The sequence below is a fragment of the Spongiimicrobium sp. 3-5 genome, assembly GCF_046557915.1.
Lineage (GTDB): Bacteria > Bacteroidota > Bacteroidia > Flavobacteriales > Flavobacteriaceae > JBHEBG01.
Map to the genome: position 1 here is coordinate 1,682,909 of NZ_JBHEBG010000001.1, position 21,704 is coordinate 1,704,612.

General features: G+C 38.7%; 15 protein-coding genes and 2 tRNA genes. 6 read left to right on the forward strand and 11 right to left on the reverse strand.

The annotated features are described in order from the left end of the window. Positions 1-208 precede the first annotated feature (208 nt). The 6 genes from ACEQ81_RS07155 to mutS all read right to left on the reverse strand — a co-directional run bounded on the left by ACEQ81_RS07155 (position 209) and on the right by mutS (position 7,510). Positions 209-562, reverse strand: coding sequence for a hypothetical protein (locus ACEQ81_RS07155; RefSeq protein ID WP_411030168.1), 354 nt, complete (start codon positions 560-562; stop codon positions 209-211). Between the two features lie 163 nt (positions 563-725). After that, entirely contained in the window at positions 726-2,222 is a 1,497-nt protein-coding gene (locus ACEQ81_RS07160; RefSeq protein WP_411030169.1) for an amidohydrolase family protein, read from the reverse strand. Positions 2,223-2,456: 234 nt separating this feature from the next. After that, on the reverse strand, positions 2,457-4,226 hold the full coding sequence (locus ACEQ81_RS07165) for a restriction endonuclease (RefSeq protein WP_411030170.1): 1,770 nt from the start codon (positions 4,224-4,226) through the stop codon (positions 2,457-2,459). Positions 4,227-4,436: 210 nt separating this feature from the next. Then, a tRNA-Leu gene (locus ACEQ81_RS07170) sits at positions 4,437-4,520 on the reverse strand. Positions 4,521-4,557: 37 nt separating this feature from the next. Next, positions 4,558-4,630: transfer RNA gene (locus tag ACEQ81_RS07175), tRNA-Gly, on the reverse strand. Positions 4,631-4,927: 297 nt separating this feature from the next. Then, positions 4,928-7,510, reverse strand: coding sequence for a DNA mismatch repair protein MutS (mutS, locus tag ACEQ81_RS07180; protein ID WP_411030378.1), 2,583 nt, complete (start codon positions 7,508-7,510; stop codon positions 4,928-4,930). A 175-nt stretch (positions 7,511-7,685) separates the two neighbouring features. Here mutS and ACEQ81_RS07185 point away from each other — a divergent pair, with 175 nt between their 5' ends. Beyond that, positions 7,686-8,216 carry an RNA methyltransferase gene (locus tag ACEQ81_RS07185; RefSeq protein WP_411030171.1) on the forward strand — a complete coding sequence of 177 codons (531 nt, stop codon included), beginning with the start codon at positions 7,686-7,688 and terminating at the stop codon, positions 8,214-8,216. A 415-nt stretch (positions 8,217-8,631) separates the two neighbouring features. On the opposite strand, the gene folK is transcribed toward ACEQ81_RS07185, so the two are convergent. Then, positions 8,632-9,777, reverse strand: coding sequence for a 2-amino-4-hydroxy-6-hydroxymethyldihydropteridine diphosphokinase (gene folK, locus ACEQ81_RS07190; RefSeq protein ID WP_411030172.1), 1,146 nt, complete (start codon positions 9,775-9,777; stop codon positions 8,632-8,634). A 128-nt stretch (positions 9,778-9,905) separates the two neighbouring features. Between folK and sppA the strand changes: the two genes are divergently transcribed. Genes sppA through ACEQ81_RS07205 form a run of 3 tightly spaced genes read left to right on the forward strand, consistent with a single transcriptional unit; the run spans position 9,906 to position 15,153 of the window. Further along, entirely contained in the window at positions 9,906-11,666 is a 1,761-nt protein-coding gene (gene sppA, locus ACEQ81_RS07195) for a signal peptide peptidase SppA (protein WP_411030173.1), read from the forward strand. A 3-nt stretch (positions 11,667-11,669) separates the two neighbouring features. After that, positions 11,670-12,380 carry a queuosine precursor transporter gene (locus tag ACEQ81_RS07200; RefSeq protein ID WP_411030174.1) on the forward strand — a complete coding sequence of 237 codons (711 nt, stop codon included), beginning with the start codon at positions 11,670-11,672 and terminating at the stop codon, positions 12,378-12,380. A gap of 46 nt (positions 12,381-12,426) precedes the next feature. After that, complete coding sequence (locus ACEQ81_RS07205; RefSeq protein WP_411030175.1) at positions 12,427-15,153, forward strand: AsmA-like C-terminal region-containing protein; 2,727 nt, start codon at positions 12,427-12,429, stop codon at positions 15,151-15,153. On the opposite strand, the gene ACEQ81_RS07210 is transcribed toward ACEQ81_RS07205, so the two are convergent. Continuing rightward, positions 15,146-15,940, reverse strand: coding sequence for a DUF2797 domain-containing protein (locus tag ACEQ81_RS07210; RefSeq protein WP_411030176.1), 795 nt, complete (start codon positions 15,938-15,940; stop codon positions 15,146-15,148). The two genes, ACEQ81_RS07205 and ACEQ81_RS07210, sit on opposite strands and share 8 nt — an antisense overlap. A 112-nt stretch (positions 15,941-16,052) precedes the next feature. Between ACEQ81_RS07210 and ACEQ81_RS07215 the strand changes: the two genes are divergently transcribed. Both ACEQ81_RS07215 and ACEQ81_RS07220 read left to right on the forward strand, forming a co-directional pair. Next, positions 16,053-17,567 (forward strand): GH3 auxin-responsive promoter family protein, encoded by a 1,515-nt coding sequence (locus ACEQ81_RS07215; protein WP_411030177.1) that lies wholly within the window; start codon positions 16,053-16,055, stop codon positions 17,565-17,567. A gap of 73 nt (positions 17,568-17,640) precedes the next feature. Next, positions 17,641-18,186 carry a hypothetical protein gene (locus tag ACEQ81_RS07220; RefSeq protein ID WP_411030178.1) on the forward strand — a complete coding sequence of 182 codons (546 nt, stop codon included), beginning with the start codon at positions 17,641-17,643 and terminating at the stop codon, positions 18,184-18,186. On the opposite strand, the gene clpX is transcribed toward ACEQ81_RS07220, so the two are convergent. The 3 genes from clpX to tig all read right to left on the reverse strand — a co-directional run bounded on the left by clpX (position 18,183) and on the right by tig (position 21,607). Continuing rightward, positions 18,183-19,418 (reverse strand): ATP-dependent Clp protease ATP-binding subunit ClpX, encoded by a 1,236-nt coding sequence (gene clpX / locus ACEQ81_RS07225; protein WP_411030179.1) that lies wholly within the window; start codon positions 19,416-19,418, stop codon positions 18,183-18,185. The genes ACEQ81_RS07220 and clpX overlap by 4 nt on opposite strands. 98 nt (positions 19,419-19,516) lie before the next feature. After that, complete coding sequence (gene clpP, locus ACEQ81_RS07230; protein ID WP_411030180.1) at positions 19,517-20,197, reverse strand: ATP-dependent Clp endopeptidase proteolytic subunit ClpP; 681 nt, start codon at positions 20,195-20,197, stop codon at positions 19,517-19,519. Positions 20,198-20,284: 87 nt separating this feature from the next. Continuing rightward, positions 20,285-21,607 carry a trigger factor gene (gene tig / locus ACEQ81_RS07235; RefSeq protein WP_411030181.1) on the reverse strand — a complete coding sequence of 441 codons (1,323 nt, stop codon included), beginning with the start codon at positions 21,605-21,607 and terminating at the stop codon, positions 20,285-20,287. Positions 21,608-21,704 lie beyond the last annotated feature (97 nt).

The following is a 21,704-nucleotide window of genomic DNA, read 5'->3' on the forward strand; positions in this document are numbered from 1 at the left end:
TTGCGGCTAACGGTTGGGCTAAGCGTAGTGCGGAAGTAAGGAAACTTTTCGTTTCCGTCTGCGCACGAAGCTAAAGCTTATTGCTTTGATTTATTTTTTCTATTCTAAAGCTAAATCCATAAGATTTTGCGACATTATAAATATACACAGACCTTTTGACTAAGCCCTAGAGTCCGCATTACGTTTGGGTTTTGTTGTAAACAGTTTTTTACTCAAAGTAGTTTTTAAGCATAAACTCTGCAGAAGCATATTTCCCTTTTATATTCCTTATTACGTCTAAAGCTTCAGCTTGCTTTTTTTGTTCTAAAGAGTAAGCACCAAAGAGTCCACCAAAAAAATACAGCAAACTTTCTAAAAATCCATCTGCGTTTTCACTTTCCGCATCCAAATCCAGAATTGGTATTTCGTTCACGTATTTTAAGATAAAGTCATCTTTTATATTCGTGGTGAGATAAGTTCTCAATTCATATGAATATTTTGCAAAGTCTTCGATTTCGGTTAAGTCCGCCTGACCTTTAATAAGTCTATCGGCTTGGACTTGAATATCCGTAATCTGTCTCAATATGTTTCTTGGTTCAGTCAAAATTGTTTACAACGTTATCGGCTATGATTTCGTAGCGGGAAATCCGTTAGGATTTTTCAGTCTAGAAATCGGGCCACATAAAAGTAGGTATTTTCAAGATATAAGTAGGGGAACTATGAATTATAGCCTTTGTTGTAGCTAGTTATTCTTTAATCTCTAAATCTTTTCTTTCTATGGCTTGACCTCCAATAACAATTTTTTCTATAGCATCATATGCTTCAATATCCTTTAATGGGTTTTTAGTCATCATAATTATATTAGCTTTTTTCCCAATAGCCAATGAGCCGAGTAAAGAATCTAATTGAAAAGCTTTGGCATTATTTATAGTAGCAGATGAAAGTATTTTATGTAAAGGAACTCCTGCTTCTTTCATTAATTTAAGTTCCCAATACCCATTGTGACCAGGTTGATTACCATACGTTGGGGCAGATGGAGTATCTGAGCCAAATAGAAGTAGACCATTATTATCAGAAAGATATTTTAAAACTAGCATGGCCTGGGCCTGTACATTACCATAAATTGTATGAGTTTCTTCTACAGTTTGTTCACTGAAAATTTCTTTGGCAAACCATTGCGCTTCTTCTGTTTTATACCATTCAAGTAAATTTTCAGGAACTATTTTTTTTAAGGCAGGCTGATTGAGAAATTCATTATCAACTAAAGCTTCCTCTCCTTCAATAACAGTTAATGTGGGCGTATAGCCCATTCGTTTTTGAATTTGTAAATCCAACATTTTTTTTATTTCCAATGGAAGAGAGTCCTTTGGTACATCTTTATACTTTCCCCAATTCCATAGTCCATGTGATAAAATATCTACTCCTATGTCTGTCAAAAACGAATGCGCTTCAAGTGAATTGGCATGAACAGTTAAGACAAGCCCGTTTGAATGTGCTTCGTTAAGCAATTCCTTCATAATACCTCTGGTTGGCACGGGTAAATTAGACAAGCGTCCAAAACCTGGTTCGTAATAAGATTTTACGGCAATAGCTCCAGAATTTTTAATGCGCTTAACAACAGCTTTAGGGGTATGGTTTGCGGGGTCATACTTATCGGGTATATTTTCTGCCTCACTTTCCATATATATGAAATTTGGCTCAGAGTCAAACCGATATTCTTTAGGGGTGAAATTCATTGGGTAGCCATTTGCAACCGCAGCTCCTGAATATCCAATATGATATAAATCGGGTTTTAGTGGTTGCATGTTAAAAGATGCAATTCGTTCTTCTGATATACCTCCAAGGTTAATGAGCGTAGTAAAACCATAGTATAAATAGCTTCTAGGCATTTGATTGTTAAATTCTTTGGCTAGTTCAGGGTACTTTTCCATATGGTGAGGAAGCATTCCTTGTACTCCAGGAATAACATGAACATGACTATCGATTAACCCTGGAATTATGAATTTTCCAGTTCCATCGATCTGTTCAAATGTTCCGCTTATACTTGGCTCATTCTTGTCTATATAAACGATTTTATCTTTTTCGACCACCAAATGACCGATATATGGGGTATAATTTCCATCTTCGGTTGAGATTAAGGTAATGTTCGATATGTGAAGTCCTTGAGTAAGGTTTAATTGTTCTTTATTTTCTTGACAAGAGAATAAAACTAGGGCAAGGAGAATGGTTAAGCCTTTTTTCATTTTTTGAAATTTATTTATTTACATAAATAACACGAATGAAAGAAATTTTTGTTACGGCTATTTGATTTTTTAGATTAGTTGTTAGTTTTTAATTGGCTACAACGGTTTGTGTATGGTTAGTTACGGAAAATCGGTTAGGATTTTCCGACGTTGAGCTAAGTTAATTAATTCAAGTGAATTCCTGCGAAGGAATTCCGCAGTAATTAATTATACACGTTGTTAGGGTTAGTGCTTTTATTTTAATTCATCTTTGGCTTCCTTAATATTTATTCTTGCATTATAACCATGTTTTTCAAGTAGATAAAGTAAATTTCCTCCATTTATTAGAGTAATTGGCTTATCCTTTGCAAATTTGAATGAGTCAGAACCATAATCAGAAGTCGTTACTAATATTCCTTTTGTCGCTCCCTCATTCATTACTGTTCCATATAAGTCTCTAACAGCTGAAACTCCTACTATATTCGTATAACGTTTAGCTTGAATTACTATTTTTCCTCCACGAATTGGGTCAGGGTCGAATGCAATTGCGTCTACACCTCCATCTCTACTTGACTGTGTAACTTTTACTTCTCCACCGTTTATACTAAATTCTTTCTCAAAAATTTCTCTTATTAAGTGTTCAAAGTCTTCCCAGTGCATTGATGCCAAATTTGTGGAAGAGTCTATTCCGATTTCTTGAGATGACACAAACCTTCTGTCATCATTCGCTATTGTGATGATAGGTTTTATAGGCGTTTGGTTACTGATTTTATTTGCAGAAATTCCTTTAAGACTTTTAAAGCACTCTTTAGGGTCAACTTCTGAAAAATTAATTTTACTAAATTCACTCTTATCGCAAACTACAGAAAGAACACATGCTTTATTATAAAGTCCGGTAGCCTTGTTAATAGCATTTGTCCAACCATTGAAAACAATCGTTTTAATGACATTTATCAAGTCATTTTCGAATGAAATACTTATTAAGTCAAGTACAAGTCTATAAATAATATCATTATATAACTTGTCAAGTTCTCTATCTGAAAATTTAATTTCTTTGTATTCGTTTCGTGTTTTTATGTACCGAAATTCTTTTGTTTCAGGAAACTGCTCTATTGTAGGAAGAAGGTATTCTATAATAAGAATTTTATTCTCCTTGTTATAATCAGTAGTTATTGATTTGTGAAAATTTGGGTCATAGATTATTTTTTCAAGTATTTGAAGATGAAATTCAGCAATTGAACTTTCGTTTCTTTCATTATATTTTGCTTTTAACAAATCAACTTTGTCATTTTTTTGTTTCTGTTTTTCCTTGAACTTTTCAAGCTCTAAAGTCCATAGTTTGCCTTTTTGCTTATATTTCTCTTTGAACTCATGTATTTTATTTTTCGTGGAATTTAGATTTGAAGTGTAAATAGATTTTAAGCTCTCATTAAGTTCCTTTTTCTTCTGTTCAATTTCTGTTGACAGTTTGTCTTTATTTTCTGTATTTTGTTTTAGTTCAAAGTATTCAGGTTTATTGATTTCATCGACTAACCTTATTTTTTCTTCGAAACGTTGATTAAGATTTATAACCTTAAATTCACCTTGGTCATAAAATAAATCCCAAATTTCGTTTAGACTTAAAGTCTTTACTTTAAGAATATTTTGAAGTTTTGAAATAGCTCTTATTGGGTCATAAGAATCATTGTAAGTGTTTTGTTTATTTTCTAATGCGATTATATCATTCTCAATTTTCTGAAGTGACTGAAATATTCTCTCTTTTTTGTTCTCAATTCTGCTTTTTTCTTGTTCATATTTTTCATTGAGACCTTTTAAAATTGCATTATGAATATTACGTTTTTTCTGTTTTTTTGAGTCTTGATGTTCTATGAATTTAACAACAGCAAAAATTACAAGAGCAATTCCAACGATTACTCCGATAACAACAATATTATCCATGATAAATTCGAAGACTTTTGCAATGATAAATACTACAAAACCCACTATAATTAGTAGTCCAGTTGCTTTATCATTTCTTCTTGCCATATTCTAATCTTTGAATTGTCGTTTATTTTTCAGCATTAACCCTAACAAATTGGATATAGTTATTAACTATATTTCTCTTATAAGAACTAAGATAATAAATCCTTTATGCCTTTGAACGCTCTATGGACAATAGGGGTTTACGTTTCTCTTGCTTTTACCCAATAAAAAACAAAAAACCCTTGAAAATCAAAAGATTAACAAGGGTTTTTGTACTCGAGATGGGACTTGAACCCATACGGACTAATGTCCATTGGATTTTAAGTCCAACGTGTCTACCAATTCCACCACTCGAGCCTAACTGCCCTAAAATGGCAGCACGTGGATAATTATGAGCGAAAAACGGGATTCGAACCCGCGACCTCCACCTTGGCAAGGTGGCGCTCTACCAACTGAGCTATTTTCGCATCTTTTTTCAATATGTAGAGAACCGTAAGGTCCTCTAAGGAACGTCGCTCTACCTCCCGATAACTATCGGGATGAGCTATTTTCGCATCTTTTTTCAATATGTAGAGAACCGCAAAGTCCTCCAAGGAACGTCGCTCTACCTCCCGATAACTATCGGGATGAGCTATTTTCGCGTAACTGTAAGAACGTTGCATCTTTACCAGATGCGGATGCAAATTTAATACAATTCTAGAAAAGGCAAAGAAAATTTTCACCAAAAGGAACAAAACTTCTACGGTTTGGGAAACCTGGCAACTTTAGGACGATGCCTTCTTCTTTTTACCCAGCAAGCGTTTAATCTCATTTAACTTCATAAGCGCTTCTACAGGGGTTAGCGTATTTATGTCCAAACTGGCGATTTCTTCCTTTATTTGCTCCAATAATGGGTCATCTAGATTAAAAAAGCTCAGCTGCATCTCGTTTTGTGCCGCTTGCAACTTATCGGTGAGCTCCTCGCTAGAATGCGATTTTTCCAACTTTTTAAGAATCTTGTTAGCCTTGTGGATCACCTGTTGCGGCATCCCGGCCATTTTTGCCACATGTATGCCAAAACTATGTTCACTGCCTCCCGGGACCAATTTTCTTAAAAACAGCACATTATCCTTAAGCTCTTTTATGGAAACATTGTAATTTTTAATTCGCTCAAAAGTGGCGGCCATCTCATTAAGCTCATGGTAGTGTGTGGCAAAGAGTGTCTTTGCCCTCGCCGGATGCTCGTGCAGGTATTCGGAAATGGCCCATGCTATCGATATTCCGTCGTAGGTACTGGTACCCCGGCCAATTTCATCCAAGAGTACTAAACTACGCTCCGAAAGGTTGTTGAGTATGGAGGCGGTCTCGTTCATTTCAACCATAAAAGTAGATTCGCCTGCCGATATATTATCGCTTGCCCCAACCCTGGTGAAAATTTTGTCTACATATCCAATTTTGGCTTCGTCTGCGGGCACAAAACTACCCATTTGGGCCAGTAGTACAATGAGGGCCGTTTGCCTTAATATAGCTGATTTACCACTCATATTGGGTCCGGTGATCATAATGATCTGCTGCATCGTACGATCCAAGTGAACGTCATTGGCAATATAGGCTTCGCCAAGGGGCAATTGCTTTTCAATAACCGGATGTCGGCCGTTTTTTATGATTATGTCCGTGGAATCGTTAATCTCCGGTTCAACGTAGTTGTTCTCTTTGGCCAACTGGGTAAACCCACAGAGGCAATCTAGTTGTGCTATCTGATAGGCATTTTGCTGTACAGGGGCAATGTACTCTTGCAACCATACTATAAGCTGCGAAAACAGCTGTTGCTCCAGACTTAGGATACGTTCTTCGGCCCCTAATATTTTTGCTTCGTATTCCTTTAGCTCTTCGGTAATATAGCGTTCTGCGTTTACCAGGGTCTGTTTCCGAATCCATTCCTCGGGAACCTTGTCCTTATGGGTGTTTCGTACTTCTATATAGTAGCCAAATACGTTGTTGGAGGCAATTTTTAAGGAAGTGATACCGGTACGCTCCGTTTCTCTTTCCAACATCTTGTCCAAATAGTCTTTTCCCGAAAAAGCCATTGCCCTCAACTCATCCAATTCGTCCAAGAACCCGTCGGCAATGGTCTTGCCCTTTAATAAATTTACAGGAGCTTCTTCACACAACATCTCTTTGACCTTCGTCCTAAGCATATCGCAAGGGTCCAATTGATCGCCCATTAAGTTTAGGGCTTTATTATTGCATGCACTTATCATTGACTTTATGGGTACAATGGCCTCCAAAGAATTCTTTAGGTAAACTACCTCTCTAGGGTTTATTTTACCCGTGGCCACTTTAGATATTAGTCTTTCTAAATCGCCTATCTGTTTTATGTGGTTCCGAAGCTTATCCAAAATTTCGGCATCGGAAGTGAGGTAAGCTACTATCTGATGTCGGCTCCTTATTTTTTCCACATGCTGTAAAGGAAGGGCCAGCCAACGTTTTAATAACCTCCCACCCATTGGTGAAATGGTCTTGTCAATAACACTTAAGAGCGTTACCGCCTGGGTATTGTGGGAATGGTAAAGTTCTAGATTTCGAATAGTAAATCGATCCATCCAGATGTACTCCTCTTCAGCAATTCGCTTTATCGAGGTAATGTGTTGTAGGCGTTTGTGCTGGGTTTCCAGAAGATAATGCAATACCACACCCGACGCAATAATGCCTTGTTGAAGGTCGGCCACCCCAAAGCCTTTTAAGGTTTTAATTTTGAAATGGTTTGTAAGGGTCTCCTCGGCATAATCTTCCTGAAATACCCAATCTTCCATATAGAAACTATGGAACCTGCTTTTAAAGAGGTCGTCATATTCTTTTTTATGGGCTTTGGAGATCAGAACCTCGTTGGGAGCGAAGTTCTGAAGCAGTTTGTCTATTTGTTCCTCACTACCTTCTGAAACATAGAACTCTCCTGTTGAAATATCTAGGAAAGATACCCCCAAGAGTTTTCTTCCAAAGTGAATGGCACACAAAAAATTATTGTCTTTGGCAGTTAAGATGTCGTCATTAATGGCAACACCGGGTGTAACCAATTCTGTAACACCGCGTTTTACAATGGTCTTGGTCTGCTTGGGATCTTCCAATTGGTCGCAAATGGCCACACGTTGTCCGGCCTTTACAAGTTTCGGAAGATAGGTGTTTAAAGAATGGTGCGGAAACCCAGCTAGTTCTGTTTTTTCGCCCCCATTATTGCGATTGGTAAGGATGATATCCAATATTTTGGCCGCCTTTACCGCATCTTCCCCGAAAGTCTCGTAAAAATCGCCTACGCGGAACAGTAAAAGTGCATCAGGATATTTGGTCTTGATGGTATTGTACTGCCGCATTAAGGGCGTAATCTTTTTTGTCTTTGTTGTGTTTGCCAAAAGCGATTTTATTAACTTATTTTTGCCCTAAAGACATTTAAACGAATGTAACATTTTCCTCTGGGGCACCAAACCATTGTTGATATTTTGGGGATAACTTTCACGGGATTTGGATTTGAAAAAGAAGGCGAAAAATATGCGAAAATTAGAAAATAGGGAATTGGAACGTTTAAATGTAGACGAATTTAAAGGAGCCGAAAAAACGCCTTTAGTCATTGTGCTCGATAATATCCGAAGCCTCAACAATATAGGTTCTGTTTTTAGAACCGCCGATGCATTCCTAATTTCTAAAATATACTTATGTGGTATTACGGCCACTCCTCCGCATAAAGACATTCATAAGACCGCTTTGGGAGCTACCGACAGTGTTACTTGGGAATACCGGAGGGATACCAGAGATCTTTTGGAGGAATTGAAACAACAAGGTTACCACACCCTGGCGGTGGAACAAGTAGAAAATGCAAGAATGCTACAAAACTTTATGCCCGATTCACTTAAAAAGTATGCCCTCGTATTTGGAAATGAAGTAAAAGGTGTTTCTCAGGAAGCCGTTAATAGCTGTGATGAGGTGCTAGAAATACCACAATATGGTACCAAACACTCCTTAAACATATCGGTAAGTGTTGGGGTAGTGGTATGGGATTTATGGGCAAAATTGAATAATTGACCTACTTTTCAACAAGGGTATTTGCTGCGGAAATAAAATAAACCAACGATATTCAACTAGAGATATTAGTTTCTTTTAACCTTACCAACCCACCGCGAAGACCAACAAAAGAAGGGATTTAACAAGGATATTAAATAAAAAAAGCCCAACCTAAGTTGGGCAGGGAATATAGAGTTTGAGTTAGTTAGTTTGTCTTTTACCGTTGTGCAAGAAAACAAATCGATTTGGTTTATGCAAGAAATTTGTGAAATAAGTGTTAAACAAATTCTTGTTGTTTTGTTAAAAAATGGTAGGTCTCTTTTTAGAAAATTCCTTGAAATTCCTTGAAATCAGCGCATTATAATTACCAGAATCGAAGTTTTTTTGCAAATTCCTTGAAGATGGATTAAAAACCGATCTTGGCCGGTTATAAGCACTAATATTCTAGTTTGGCGGCAAAATTCTGAATTTTGGCAAGAATCAATTGATAGTCCTCTTGGTTCTCTACAAAGTCTAGATCGGATACGTCTATCACCAAGTTATTCTGTTCGGGATAACTTTTAATAAAATCAAAATACCCCCTGTTTATTTTTTCCAGGTATTCCGTAGCAATATTCTGCTCATAATCGCGCCCCCTCCTCTTAATATTTTCCAGGAGACGATCTGTGGTTTGATAGAGGTAAACATAGATTTTAGGTTTTTTCACCTCTTTGTACATGAAATTGAAAACTTTTCGGTACAGATCAAACTCTTGTTCTTGTAACGTAATCTTTGCAAAGATGAGCGACTTATAAATATCATAATCACTTACCATAAACTGCTTAAAAAGATCAAATTGAGAGGTATCGTCCGTAAACTGCTGGTAACGATCTGCTAAAAAAGACATCTCTAGCGGAAAGGCATAACGCCCTTGATCTTCATAAAATTTAGGTAAAAACGGGTTGTCGGCAAAACGTTCAAGTACCAATTTAGCTTCAAAATCAGAAGCTATTTTATGGGCTAACGTGGTTTTTCCCGCACCTATATTTCCTTCTATTGCGATAAAATTTAACCCTGAGAAGAGTGCCTTAGGGTTGGGGAAAAAACGATGCTTTGTTTTAACCGGTGCACTTTTGTCCCTACATTCTTGCAGTAGGTTGCGGGTATCCTTAATGAGGATAGGGTGGTAGAACTGCGGAGCTATATCGGCCAAGGGTTTCAGAACAAAACGCCGTAAATGCAATTGGGGGTGTGGTAAGGTCAACGCTGTGGTCTTCAAAATCTCAAAATCATAGTACAAAATGTCGATGTCTATTGTGCGGGCTTCGTAACCTTCAGATTTTCCCCGCAATCTTCCCAGTCCGGTTTCTATCTGCAAAATGCCGTCTAGCAAAGCCATGGGGCTAAGTTGTGTTTCCAGGGAAATGCAGATGTTTAAAAAATCGTCCGACTCAAAACCCCAAGAAGCGGATTCGTATACAGGGGAAATACGGACAATGTCACCTACATTTTCTTCTAGCAAGAACAACGCTTGCTGAAGATTGTTGGGTCTGTCTCCCAAATTACTTCCCAAGGAGAGGTATGAAATTACTTTATTTGCCATAACGTCGGAACAAAATAAACAAAACAAACCGACATTATGTGCCATCATATTGTAATAGATTAAAAATAAATGCTGGTATAATAATTGCAACATTGGTTATCTTTGGAGATTATACTAAATTGTTATTAATGAATTTTCTTAGAAATCTTCTTGCTTCCATTCTTGGGTGTATCATTGCCTTCGGCATACTGTTTATGATGTTCTTTATCTTCGCCAGTCTTGTTGGGAATGCCGAGGACGGCGTAGTAGTAGGAGAAAATACAGTCTTGGAGCTACAGCTTCAACAACCCATAAAGGATTATGTAGGGAATGATGAACTAGACCCTTTCTCAGGGTTTTTTGAAGAATCACAAGGGTTGGATGAAATTTTACATGCCATTGAAATTGCAAAGGACGATGATCGAATAAAGGGGATAAGCATTAACAATAATTTTCTTATTGCCGGACTTTCCCAGGCGCAGGCCCTTAGGAAAGCCTTGAAGGACTTTAAGGAAAATGAAAAGTTTGTATACGCCTTTGGCGATTACTTTACCCAAAAGGACTATTATGTGGCCAGTGTGGCAGATGAAATATACGTTAATCCTGTTGGAGGCCTCGATTTTAAAGGGCTTTCGGCCGAAGTGCTTTTTTATAAAGACCTTCAGGAAAAAACAGGAGTAAAAATTGAGGTCATTCGTCATGGAAAATACAAAAGTGCCGTTGAGCCTTATTTATCCAATGAAATGAGCGAAGCCAATAGAACGCAAATAGGGGAGTTGATCGGTTCTCTTTGGGATTCTATGATCGGGGAAATTTCTGAAGAAAGAAATATTAGCGAGCAAGACCTAAATATAATTGCCGATACTTTAGGAGGTAGGAGCCCTGCCTACGCAAACATTTCCGGGTTGGTAGATGGTGTCCTAAACTATGATGAATACGAGGAAAGACTTAAAGATGCAACGGGTACCGATTTGGAGGAAGATCAAAACTATGTTGCCCTCCAAGACTATATCAAAATTGCCAATAAAAAGAAAATCCATTCCGGTGCGGATAAAATTGCCGTTGTTTTTGCCCAAGGCGAAATACTATACGGAGAGGGCAGTCAAGACATAATTGGGCAAGGTATTATAAACGAAGCGCTTACCACGGCAAGGGAAGATGAGAATGTTAAAGCTGTAGTACTCCGAGTAAACTCTCCTGGCGGTAGTGCATTGACCTCCGATATAATATGGCGTCAAATGGAACTTACCAAGGCAGTGAAACCGGTTGTGGTCTCTATGGGAGACGTGGCGGCATCAGGAGGATATTACATCGCTGTGGGCGCTGATAAGATTTTCGCCGAACCCACTACGGTAACAGGGTCTATTGGCGTTTTTGGCACTGTCCCCAATATGAGTGAACTTGCCGGCAATATCGGTATTAATGCCGAACAGGTGGGCACCAATAAAAATGCTGTTGACTATTCACTTTTTGAGCCTATGAGCGATGAATTTAGGGCCGTAGTACAAGAAGGCATAGAAGAAACATACAGTACGTTTTTGGATAGGGTTTCCGAAGGAAGAAAAATATCGGTAGCAGCGGCGGATAGTTTGGCTCAAGGAAGGGTATGGAGTGGAAGCGATGCCACCCGTTTAGGATTGGTAGATGAACTTGGTGGTCTTAAGGATGCCATTGCCGGGGCGGCCTCATTGGCAGGCTTGGAGTCGTACGGAATAAAGAAGTATCCAAAATACAAGTCGGGTTTTGAACGTTTTATGGAAAGTTTTGCAAGTGCAAGCGTTCAAAGCAAAGAGGTATTTATTGAAAAAGAAATAGGTACAGAGGCTTACGCCATATTAAAACAGATCAAATCCGTGATGCAACAGAAAGGAGTTCAGGTAAGGATGCCTTTTGTGCTCAACATTAAATAGACTATGACCCAAAAGGACAAAAAAGTTGCCTATACCATTTATTTGTATCTAGGAGCCCTTTTTATAACTTCTTTGGTAGTTTCCAACCTAATATTTCAAAAATTCTTCTATTGGAACCCCTTTGGTGATATTACCGTTTTTGGAGCACCCATATTTGAGTTGTCCGTGGGTATTTTACCTTACCCGCTTACATTTTTGATCACCGATCTTATTTCTGAAATTTTCGGTAAACGTAAGGCCAATCAAATTGTTACTGCAGGTATTTTTGCCTCTTTCTTTTCCATGGGCATTCTTCTATTGGCAGACATTGTACCTGCCATACCAGGATCTCCAGTGAATGACGCCATTTTTGGAAAAGTCTTTGCACTGTCCCCGATAGCGGTCCTAGCCTCAATGCTGGCCTATTTGGCCGCTCAATATGTGGATATTGCCCTTTATCATTTCTGGAAAAGGCTTACTAAGGGTAAACATTTATGGCTTAGAAACAATTTTTCTACCTTCCTATCCCAGTTTATAGACACCTTTACCGTGGTTGGCCTGCTTTGTACCTTTAAAGTACTACCATGGAGCATGTTTTACGGTTTGGTAATCAGCGGTTTCCTTTTTAAGGTGCTAATCGCTTTTTTAGATACCCCCTTCCTTTATCTCTTTGTTTACATACTTAGAAAACGCTTTAATCTTGCCATTGGGCAGGAAATAGATTTAGAAGCATAATAAATGTTGTTTTTTTAAGTTCATAAGAAAGAATACATTGAACAATATGAAAAAGAAAATCTTAAAAATTGTAGGTGGTTTTTTACTGCTATTTATTGTAATACTTGTGGCCGCACCTTTTTTTCTCGAAGGAAAGATAGCAGAAATAGTAAAGAACAAGGTAAACAACAATATTAACGGCACTTTGGATTTTGAAGATGCCGATCTAAATCTCTTTAGTAGTTTCCCAAATGCCAAGCTGAGGCTAAATGCCATTTCGCTTATTAATAGTGCCCCATTTGAAGGGGATACCCTTTTTTCTGCGGATCGGATAGATTTAAAAATGGGGTTGACCCAATTGTTTAAAAATGCCTCGGAACCTATCGCTATTACTAGCTTAATAATAGAAAAGGCCAATCTTGCCATTATCGTGGACGAGGCCGAGAACGCCAACTACGACATTGGTAAAGAAAAAGGAGAGACCGATACAGGGGACAGTTCCCAAAGTAGCGGTTTTAGACTGGCATTGGAGTCTTATGAGATTACCGATTCCAAGATTAGGTATAGCGATTTGTCTACAAAGACCCATCTTACCCTGACGGATTTAAACCATATGGGTAATGGGGATTTATCTTTGGACAATTCGGAGTTGGATACAAATACCAACGCGTTTGTTTCATTTCAAATGGATAGTACCAACTACCTAAAAAACCATAAAATACAGCTTGATGCTAAGATAGGCATAGACCTTAAGGAGAGAAAATATTCCTTTTTAGAGAATGAGGCATTGATAAACCAATTGCCGATTGTCTTTACGGGTTATGTAAAAGTGAACGAAGCCGATCAGGAAATAGCTATTGATTTTAAGACCCCTTCCTCGGAATTCAAAAACTTTTTGGCAGTAATACCAGAGGAGTATTCCAAAAACATCGAAAGTGTAAAGACCACCGGGAATTTTGAGGTGCAGGGAGAATTTAAAGGGGTAGTGGATGAAAAGCATATTCCCACATTCAGTATTACTATAAATTCGGATAATGCTTCCTTTAAATATCCAGACCTTCCTAAATCCGTTCAAAATGTTCATATTGATGTGGCCATAAACAATACCTCCGGAATTGCCGAGGATACCTATGTGGATATCAAGAAACTATCGTTCAGTATTGATGAGGACCGGTTTGATATGACATCGAAAATTGTTGATCTTTTAGGTAATACAAAGGTGAATGCACATGTTGGGGCAAAAATGAATTTGGCAAATTTATCCCAAGCCTACCCCATGCCCAGCGATTTGGATTTGAAAGGGATGTTAGATGCGGATGTAACCACTGCTTTTGATATGGCCTCCATAGAACGAAAGCAATATGAGAAAACAAAGACGGCCGGCAACATGGCTCTAAGAGATTTTGAATATAGTTCTGAGGAGATACCCAATCCGGTGAAAATTCAGTCGGCGAAAATGACATTTAATCCCAATACCGTTACGCTTAATGAGTTTAAAGGAGCAACTGGTAAAACCGATTTTGAAAGCACTGGTACTATAAACAACTTACTGGGGTTTCTTTTCAATGAAGAAAAAGTGGAAGGAAACTTCGATTTAAAATCCAATACTTTCGCCCTTAATGATTTTATGGTTGAAGAAACCGATTCCGAGGAAGGTACCACCAGCGAACCCGAAGAAAAAATTAAAATACCATCGTTTTTGGATTGTAACATCAATGCATCTGCCAATACGGTGCTCTATGATAATCTAACACTTAAAGATGTATCCGGTAACTTAAAGATAAAAGATGAAAGCGCCATACTAACAAATATGACATCGTCCTTGTTCGATGGAAAAATGGCCTTTAATGGAGAAGTATCTACCAAGACCGAAGCACCGGTTTTTGCAATGAAGTTAGGGATGAACGGTTTTAAGATCGGGGAAACTTTCAAGGCGTTGGAATTGTTCAACGTTCTGGCCCCTATAGCCAGTGCTTTACAAGGTAAGTTAGATTCTGATATTGAATTGTCCGGTAATTTAAACGATGATTTTACACCCAATCTTGCGACCATCTCAGGTAAAGTATTGGCAGAGTTGTTGGCAACGGATATTAATGCCGATGAGTCCAAAATATTGTCGTCCTTAGGCAATAAGCTCAATTTTATAAATTCGGACAAACTTAATCTGCAAGGTTTAAAGACTGCACTTTCCTTTGAAAATGGAGTGGTAAAGGTAAAGCCATTTACCATCAACTATGATGATATCGCCATTAAGGTTGCGGGTAGCCATACTTTCGATCAAAAGTTAAACTATACGGCCACTTTGGATGTTCCTGCCAAATATTTGGGATCTGAAGTAAATAGCCTTATCGCCAAAATTGATGATTCGGAATTGGAAGGCCTAACAGTTCCCATTACCGCTAATATTGGGGGAGCGTATGGTAGTCCTACGGTGAGCACGGATTTAACATCGGGGGTAAAAAAGGTAACGGCCCAACTGGTGGCTGTACAAAAGCAAAAATTGGTAAATGAAGGCACCGATGCCGCAAAAGACCTTATTGGAGGTATCCTAGGCGGTAATTCTTCGGAAAATGACTCCTTGGAGGCAGCAGAATCCAACAACGGGGTACAAGAAGCTATTGGGGGGTTATTGGGCGGTGGTGCCAAAACCAAGGATACGGCAAATACCGGGCAAGAAACAAGTGGGCAAGAAAAAGATGCTTTAAAAGAAGCTGCTTCCGGAATCCTTGGAGGACTTTTGGGTAAAAAGAAAAACAACGATGATACGGAAAAAGCTAAGGATTCGGTTAACTGATGGTTAGCCCTACATAGTAACCCTCACTGCCCCTTACGTTGAACACCGTATTGTCTTCAAAGATGAGATACTGTCCTTTAATACCTTTTAAAGTTCCCTTAAAATCTGGTGTTTTACCCAAATTGAGGCTGGATACCTTTTGTGGGTATTGCAGTACAGGAAAATCCAAGTGCGTTTCGGTATTGTTTTCAATAAAATAATCCGCTACCTCTTCTGGAATGTAAGCTCTTAGTTTTTGACGCCATTCAGCCAGATTCTCGTCTTTAACATCATTGATGAGCATCTTTCTCCAATTGGTCTTATCCCCTATATGATCTTTCAGGGCTACCTCGGTAATACCGGCTAAATACCTATTGGGAACCTCTACAATTTCAATAGCCTCGTGGGCCCCCTGATCTATCCAACGGGTGGGTATCTGCGTTTTTCGGGTTACCCCTACCTTTATGTTGCTAGAATTGGCCAAATAAACAATATGTGGTTGTAACTGCACTTTCTTTTCATAGGCCAAATCCCGATCTTCCTTATCTAAATGTGCGGTACTCAGTTCGGGCCTCATTATCCAATCTCCGGCAGTAGGAATCTCATAAAAACAGCTTTTACAAAAACCCTGTCGGTATATTGTTCTATCCCGGCCACAGTTAAGGCATTGGAATTTTATGAAATTGATATGCAATTCCTTATTGAGAACTTGGTTCATATTTAAAAAATCGTTCTCAAAAACCAAATAATATTGAATAGGAGTGCCCAATTCGCTTTGCATCTTTTGTAATACACCGGTATACTGCATGATATGTTTTTAAGTGATAATCAATTTGAAAATGATAACTTTAAAGGCTATTTTTAACTGAACAAACTGAACAAGGAAAGCCTGAAATTTTACAGGATAAAGATACCTAAAAATGCCAATACCATTATTTAATTCCATAGCTTCTTGGTTGTTGAAAAAGCGTTATCATCAGATAGAGCTTTTCCTAAAATATCCGGCAGAGGTACAAGAAGAAGTCTTAAATCAGCTTCTTTCCGTTGCAAAGGATACCGAAGTGGGGCGGGCGTATGGTTTTGAATCCATTTCCGATTACAAAACGTTTGCCAATAGGGTGCCCATACGTTCTTATGAAGAGGTGGAACCTATGATTGAGCGTACCCGAAAAGGCGAACAGAACATTTTTTGGCCTACATCCATAAAATGGTTTGCCAAAAGCAGTGGAACAACCAATGCCAAAAGCAAGTTTATTCCGGTTAGTTCGGAGGCCTTGGAGGATTGTCATTACAAATCAGGGAAAGATCTGCTCTGCCTGTACCTAAACAATAACGAAAATTCCCAGCTGTTTACGGGAAAGAGCCTTCGCCTTGGAGGTAGCAAGGAACTTTATGAGGATAATGGTACTTTTTTCGGGGATTTGTCCGCAATACTTATAGATAATATGCCTTTTTGGGCAGAATTGAGCAGTACGCCTAGCAATAGGGTGTCCCTAATGAGTGAGTGGGAGTCCAAAATGAAGGCTGTTATTATGGAAAGTATACAAGAGAACGTTACCAGCTTGGCCGGTGTGCCCTCGTGGATGTTGGTACTTTTGAACAACGTACTGGAAGAAACGGGCAACGATCACTTATTTCAGGTATGGGAGAACCTGGAAGTTTATTTTCATGGCGGGGTAAGTTTTAATCCTTACAAGGACCAGTATAGAAACCTACTGCCTAGAAAGAGTTTTAATTATTATGAGATTTATAATGCTTCGGAAGGGTTCTTTGCCATACAGGATAGAAATAATGCGGATGATCTGTTATTGATGTTGGATTATGGCATTTTCTACGAATTCATTCCTATGGATACCTATGGTACCCTGGAACAGACTACAATACCCATATGGGAAGTTCAGATCAATAAGAACTATGCGATTGTTATAACCACTAATGCCGGACTATGGCGCTATAAAATTGGTGATACGGTAAGATTTACTTCAATAGATCCCTATAGGGTAAAGGTAACGGGGAGGACCAAACACCATATCAACGTTTTCGGCGAGGAATTAATTATTGAGAATGCAGAGGAAGCACTAAAAAGTATTTGCAAAAAGACAGGCGCACAGATTAAGGACTACACTGCAGCTCCTATATTTATGTCCGGTAAAGAGAAGGGGGCCCACGAATGGATCATTGAGTTTAGAAAGGCTCCGGAGGAGATAGATTATTTTACCGAGTTTCTAGATAATGCCCTAAAATCGTTAAATTCTGATTATGAGGCCAAACGCTATAATAATACTACGCTTAAAATGCCCAAAGTTCATGTAGCCAGGGAAAATCTCTTTTATGACTGGCTTAAGTCCAAGGATAAACTTGGAGGGCAGCATAAGATACCCAGATTGTGCAATGAACGCTGCTACGTCGATGAATTACTTCTGATGAACAAATAAATGTTGGTTTTTTACGTTTAATGCTCATATTTATATTCAAATTTTACCAAACCAACATTAAATTAGAATCATTATGGCAGAAAGACTGGTTGTTTTGTCCGACATGTGGGGCGTTAAAAAAGGCTTGTGGATTACTTCCTATTTAGGATACCTTCAACAACATTATGATATTGTGTTTTACGACTGTCAGCAGTTGGCGCATATAGATTTGGCCGTTAATTCCACGGAGAATTTACGGGAGGCATTTTTAAACGGAGGTATGGATACCGCCGTGGCACATTTGCTAATAAAGGAAACAGGGCCCAGTCACTACCTAGCATTCTGCGGAGGAGGTACCATAGTCTGGAAGGCCGCTCTAAAAGGATTACCAATAAAATCCTTATTCGCCATTTCACCGGCAAACCTGTATTCAGAACAGGACAAACCAGATTGCCCGGTTAAAATATTATGCGGGGAAAATCAGGAGGACAGACCTAGTTTAGAATGGTCCAAGGAATTAAAAGTACCTATGGAGATAATGCCCAACTACGGGCGTGAGTTGTATTCTGACGAAAAGATTATTACAAAGGTATGCCAGGATCTACTGGATAGGGTTATTCAAAAACAGGAGGTGCGTTAAGAAACCGCCTTTAGTTTTTTAATGGTTTCGTAAGACAATTTTTCTTCAGCATAAGGTTTGGTAACCTTAAACTCTTTTTCATCGCTACTGGGTAGCTCAAACATAGCGTCGGTAAAGACAGCTTCGCATAGGGAACGTAGGCCCCTTGCACCCAATTTGTATTCAATAGCCTTTTCAACAATATAATCCAATGCCTGTTCCGTTATCTTGAAAGTGATATCGTCCATGGCAAACAATTTTTCATATTGTTTTATAATGGCATTCTTTGGTTCCGTTAGTATGGCCCTAAGGGTTTTCTTATCTAATGGATTCATATGGGTAAGCACCGGCAATCTTCCAATGATTTCTGGAATAAGACCAAATTGTTTTAAGTCTCTGGGGATAATGTATTGCAGCACATTGGTATTGTCTAGGTTATCTTCGGCTTTTGACGCGCTATAACCTACCGCTTGCATATTTAATCGTTTGGTAATAATACGCTCAATACCATCGAAAGCACCACCTGCTATAAATAGTATATTCTCTGTATTTACCTCGATAAACTTTTGATCGGGGTGTTTTCTACCTCCTTTTGGTGGCACGTTTACAACTGTACCCTCCAGTAATTTTAACAAGCCTTGTTGTACACCTTCGCCCGATACGTCCCTAGTAATGGACGGATTATCGCTTTTACGTGCTATTTTATCAATTTCATCAATAAAAACAATACCGCGTTCTGCCTTTTCCAAGTTATAATCAGCTGCCTGAAGCAAACGGGTAAGGATGCTTTCTACGTCTTCTCCTACATAACCAGCTTCGGTAAGTACTGTGGCGTCTACAATTGCCAAAGGAACATTGAGCATGCGTGCAATGGTTTTTGCCATAAGTGTTTTACCCGTACCGGTTTGCCCTACCATTATAATATTGCTCTTCTGTATCTCTATTTCATCTTCTTTGGAGCTAGGCTGCAATAATCTTTTGTAGTGGTTGTATACGGCAACGGACATTACCTTTTTTGTGCGTTCCTGACCAATAATAAAGGTATCTAGAAAACCCTTGATCTCCTTAGGTTTTTTTAGGACCAATTCGGAGGAAAGATCATGGCTTTTAGATTGTTTGGATTCTTCTGCAACAATACCGTGGGCCTGTTCTATACATCGATCGCAAATGTGCGCATCCAATCCGGCAATCAAAAGATTGGTCTCCGGTTTTTTTCTTCCACAAAAGGAACATTCTAAATTTTCCTTGGCCATATGCTTAAATAACTATTCCAGAATAATAACGGAACAAATTGGGTTTTGGTTTATTAAAAAGGTGTAGATGTCCGCTATTTTGCGGTATTTCGTCGAAATTAATCCCTATCCCTTACTAAAATTTCGTCTATCATACCGTATTTCTTAGCTTCTTCGGCCTTCATCCAGTAATCTCTGTCACTATCATCATGTACTTTATCAATAGACTGTCCGGAGTGTTTTGCAATGATCTGGTACAGTTCTTCCTTAAGTTTTAAGATTTCCCGTGCCGTAATTTCAATATCACTTGCTTGGCCTTGAGCCCCGCCCATGGGCTGATGAATCATTACCCTAGAATGCGTTAAACCGCTACGTTTTCCCTTTTCACCGGCACATAACAAGACAGCACTCATAGAAGCCGCCATACCGGTACATATTGTGGCAACGTCTGGCTTTATAAACTGCATGGTATCGTATATACCTAGCCCAGCATAGACACTTCCTCCTGGAGAGTTGATATAAATTTGGATATCCTTGGCAGCATCGGCACTTTCCAAAAATAATAACTGCGCCTGCACAATGTTGGCAACTTGATCGTTTATACCTGTGCCCAAGAAAATTATCCGGTCCATCATTAACCTAGAAAAGACATCCATTGCTATAGCGTTCAATTGTCTTTCCTCAATGATGTTAGGGGTCATATTAGTAGGGTACATACTGCTTAATATCTGATCGTAGTACATACTATTGATCCCTTGGTGTTTTATGGCGTAATTTTTGAATTCTTTTCCGTAATCCATTAGTTTCTATTCAATATTTTTGATAAAAAAAGGTGTCGAAGAATCCCTTCTTCGACACTATAAAGATACTTATTTATTTTCGGAAAATTACCCGTACACTTCCTTAACGAAGTTTTCGTAAGTAACTTCTTTGGTTTTTAAATTGGCTTTCTCTTTGTAGAGTGCAAGCAATTTTTGACTCATAAGCTGCTCGGACAATCGCTTTACTTCATCTTGGTTGCCCAGTACCCTGGCAGCTATATTGTCTAACTCTTCTTCCTGCGGGTTCAACTGTCCGTATTGAGCCATCTGCGATTTAATAAACCCTTTGGCAAATTCTTTAAGTTCGTCAAACTCTATTTGTATATTGTTATCCTGAATGATCTTGCCTTCTATCAATTGATAACGCAATCCCTTCTCGGATTTCTCATACTCTTCCATTGCCTGTTCTTCCGTCAGTGGATTTTCTCCGGTCATTTGGATCCACTTTTTAAGAAAGTCCGAGGGAAGGTCAAATTTTACGGTTTCTATTAATCGCTCGGTGATGTCGTTCAATAGTTTTTGATCTGCCTGCTGTTCAAACTGTTTTTCAGAATCCTCTTTAATTTTAGCGTGCATTTCTTTTTCGGAAGTTATGGTATCCTTTCCAAAAAGTTTGTCGAACAGTTCCTGGTCCAAGACGGCCGCTTCTCGTTCATTGATCTCCTCTATAGCAAAAGAAACCTCTACATTTAGTTTTTCCGACTTCTCCTTGGAAATCCCCAAGGCCCCGGAGAGTAGATAATCTTCCTTAAAAAGCCCTTTGGTCTTTAAAGTTACCACATCGCCTACCTTTTTACCTACCAGGGAGTCCAACGCTTTTTTACTTTTTATTTTGTCCAGTTCAACAGTGGTCTTATTGTCTATTTCCTCGGCTTCATTTTTAAAGGTACCAGTTAATTCGTCTTTTTTTTCGGCTTCCGATTTATTGATCAGTTTCCCGTATTGCTTTTGGATACGTTCTACCTGCTCATCAATCATCTTTTTGTCCGCAACAATACGATAATGGGTTATGGCTTTTTTGGTCTTTAGGGAGACGTCAAAACTAGGCGCAAGTCCCAGTTCAAACTCAAAGGCCAATTCATCGGAATCCCAGTTAAAATCGTCTTGTTGTTTTGGTAAAGGATTTCCAAGGACATCTAATTTTTCCTCGGTTAGGTATTTGTTGAGGTTATCTTGTAAAAGTTTATTTACCTCGTCTACCAGAACAGCTTTGCCGTACTGCTTTTTAATGAGGCCCATAGGTACCTGTCCTTTTCTAAAACCAGGAATATTGGCTTGCTTTCTATAGTCTTTAAGGATGCCTTCTACTTTATCATTATAATCCTCCTTGGTGATGGCAACCTTTACAATGGCGTTCAACTCGTCAATCTGCTCTTTGGTGATATTCATTTGTGTATCTAAATTTTACGTCAATAAAACGGGACGCAAAAATAATACATTTTATGCTGCTTGACAAGTTTTTAAATCACTGAAAGCCAAACGGTGA

What these genes read in the sequence shown, in the direction of transcription:
- ACEQ81_RS07210 (WP_411030176.1), bottom strand. Translation starts at nt 15,940, where the DNA reads ATGCAGTATACCGGTGTATTACAAAAGATGCAAAGCGAATTGGGCACT.
- clpX (WP_411030179.1), bottom strand. Translation starts at nt 19,418, where the DNA reads ATGGCCAAGGAAAATTTAGAATGTTCCTTTTGTGGAAGAAAAAAACCG.
- tig (WP_411030181.1), bottom strand. Translation starts at nt 21,607, where the DNA reads ATGAATATCACCAAAGAGCAGATTGACGAGTTGAACGCCATTGTAAAG.
- ACEQ81_RS07185 (WP_411030171.1), top strand. Translation starts at nt 7,686, where the DNA reads ATGCGAAAATTAGAAAATAGGGAATTGGAACGTTTAAATGTAGACGAA.
- ACEQ81_RS07160 (WP_411030169.1), bottom strand. Translation starts at nt 2,222, where the DNA reads ATGAAAAAAGGCTTAACCATTCTCCTTGCCCTAGTTTTATTCTCTTGT.
- ACEQ81_RS07220 (WP_411030178.1), top strand. Translation starts at nt 17,641, where the DNA reads ATGGCAGAAAGACTGGTTGTTTTGTCCGACATGTGGGGCGTTAAAAAA.
- ACEQ81_RS07200 (WP_411030174.1), top strand. Translation starts at nt 11,670, where the DNA reads ATGACCCAAAAGGACAAAAAAGTTGCCTATACCATTTATTTGTATCTA.
- ACEQ81_RS07215 (WP_411030177.1), top strand. Translation starts at nt 16,053, where the DNA reads ATGCCAATACCATTATTTAATTCCATAGCTTCTTGGTTGTTGAAAAAG.
- clpP (WP_411030180.1), bottom strand. Translation starts at nt 20,197, where the DNA reads ATGGATTACGGAAAAGAATTCAAAAATTACGCCATAAAACACCAAGGG.
- ACEQ81_RS07165 (WP_411030170.1), bottom strand. Translation starts at nt 4,226, where the DNA reads ATGGCAAGAAGAAATGATAAAGCAACTGGACTACTAATTATAGTGGGT.
- mutS (WP_411030378.1), bottom strand. Translation starts at nt 7,510, where the DNA reads ATGCGGCAGTACAATACCATCAAGACCAAATATCCTGATGCACTTTTA.
- sppA (WP_411030173.1), top strand. Translation starts at nt 9,906, where the DNA reads ATGAATTTTCTTAGAAATCTTCTTGCTTCCATTCTTGGGTGTATCATT.
- ACEQ81_RS07205 (WP_411030175.1), top strand. Translation starts at nt 12,427, where the DNA reads ATGAAAAAGAAAATCTTAAAAATTGTAGGTGGTTTTTTACTGCTATTT.
- folK (WP_411030172.1), bottom strand. Translation starts at nt 9,777, where the DNA reads ATGGCAAATAAAGTAATTTCATACCTCTCCTTGGGAAGTAATTTGGGA.